Genomic DNA, 1,866 nt, shown 5'->3' with positions numbered 1-1,866 from the left:
ATCGAACTGCTCGGACCGCTCGGCTGTGGCTTCCTCACCGGCGCCGGAGCGGTCTTGAACGTCTTCGCCATCGGCCCTGGCGACACCCTCACGGTCTTCGGCGCAGGAGCGGTGGGCCTGGCCGCGGTGATGGCGGCCGGCGCCGCCGGAGCGGTGACCGCGGCCGTCGACCGTCACCCCGAACGACTGGCCGTCGCCGAGCGATTCGGCGCGATCCCGCTGCACGCCACATCGGCCGGCCTGCCCGACCGCATTCAGCGGCTGACCGACGGCGGCGCGCAGTACGCACTGGACACCACGGGCTCCCCTCACCTGATCAACGACGCGCTCCGGGCGCTGCGCCCGACCGGCCATCTCGGCCTGGTGGCACGGCTCCATGCCGCGCTGCCGCTCGAACCGGGGACGCTCGACCGGGGCCGCAGGATCTCCCACATCTGCGAGGGGGACGCGGTGCCGGGACTGCTGATTCCGCGGCTGACCGCACTGTGGCAGGCCGGGCGGTTCCCCTTCGACCAGCTGATCCGCACGTACCCGCTCGCCGACATCAACGAGGCCGAACGCGACTGCGACGCGGGCAGCGTGGTCAAACCCGTCCTGGTTCCGGAGGGGAGAAGCCGATGAGCGAGACGAGCACCGCCGCAAGCTCATTGATTTCGCGATGCCGGGCGCTTTCCGTATCAACGAATGGCGCGGCCCCGGAAAGAGCGGCTGTTCCGGGTGGCCACCTCGGGGTCTCTACTCTCGCCAACGGAGGACACATGGGCTCGACGCAGCGGAACACAGGTGTGGACGGGGGTGTCGGCCTGACCGCTCTCATGGTCGCCGCGGCACGGGCGATCGAGACCCACCGCCACGACAGTCTGGCCCAAGACGTCTACGCGGAGCACTTCGTGCTCGCCGCACCGGCGTCCGCGGGCTGGCCGGTCCGCCTGCAACAGGTCCCGGAGGGGGACGGGAATCCGCTGTGGGGACGATTTGCGCGGTACTTCGGCCTGCGCACCAGGGTCCTCGACGACTTTCTCCTTCAGTCGGTGCACGCGGGTGTCCGCCAAGTGATCCTGCTCGGGGCGGGGCTGGACGCGCGGGCGTTCCGACTCCACTGGCCTTCCGGCTGCGTGATCTTCGAGATCGACAGGGAAGGCGTGCTGGCGTTCAAGCACAAGGTGCTCGCAGGACTGTCGGCCGCCCCGAAGGCAACGCGCGTACCGATACCAATCGATCTACGCGCCGACTGGGTCACAGCGCTGACCGACGCCGGCTTCGACACGGCCGCACCGAGCGTCTGGCTGGCCGAGGGGTTGCTGTTCTACCTGCCGAGCGCCGCCGAGACGTACCTCATCCACACGGTGGACCGGTTGAGCACCGCAGGAAGCGCACTGGCATTCGAGGCCAAGCTCGAGAAGGACTTGCTGGACTACCGCGACAGCCCGCTCTACACCGCGACGAAGCACCAAATCGGCATCGACCTGCTCCATCTGTTCGACAAAGAACCGCGGCCCGACTCCGCGGGCGATCTGGCAGGCAAAGGCTGGTCCACATCGGTTCACACCCCCTTCGACTTCACCCGCCGGCACGGACGGGGCCCGCTCCCCGAGCAGAACGACGCGCTGGAGGGCAACCGGTGGGTGTTCGCGAACAAGCCCCGACCGTGACGGCCGCCATGCCGGGGCGGGAGGCCTCCGGACCTTGCTGAGCTTGACTCTGTCGGTGATCTTGGAGATTTCCGGTGCGGCAGCGTGATCAACGGGCATGCTCGGGGCTGTTCCGACCCGGTGAGCAAGTCCCGCCACTGACCGCGCGGATCGCGCGGGCGAGCAACCCGGACGGTACGACGGCGATGTGGGTGCGTGACCGGCTGGACGGGCT

Annotated in this window: 2 protein-coding genes; both read left to right on the top strand. The window is 69.2% G+C overall.

Annotated features, from left to right (window positions below; genetic code table 11):
* Nucleotides 1–621 (top strand): zinc-binding dehydrogenase (locus tag ABZ646_RS46050; protein ID WP_360533618.1); only part of this gene is annotated, 621 nt, incomplete at its 5' end.
* Between the two features lie 137 nt (nucleotides 622–758).
* A complete protein-coding gene (locus ABZ646_RS46045; RefSeq protein ID WP_360533615.1) occupies nucleotides 759–1,652 on the top strand; it encodes a class I SAM-dependent methyltransferase in 894 nt (297 codons plus the stop codon).
* Nucleotides 1,653–1,866: the final 214 nt, after the last annotated feature.

Source organism: Streptomyces sp. NPDC007162, from assembly GCF_040634175.1.
Lineage (GTDB): Bacteria > Actinomycetota > Actinomycetes > Streptomycetales > Streptomycetaceae > Streptomyces.
This window is presented reverse-complemented; position numbering and strand designations above follow the sequence as displayed.

Coding starts and splice junctions, on each gene's coding strand:
- ABZ646_RS46045 (WP_360533615.1), top strand. CDS start 759: ATGGGCTCGACGCAGCGGAACACAGGTGTGGACGGGGGTGTCGGCCTG.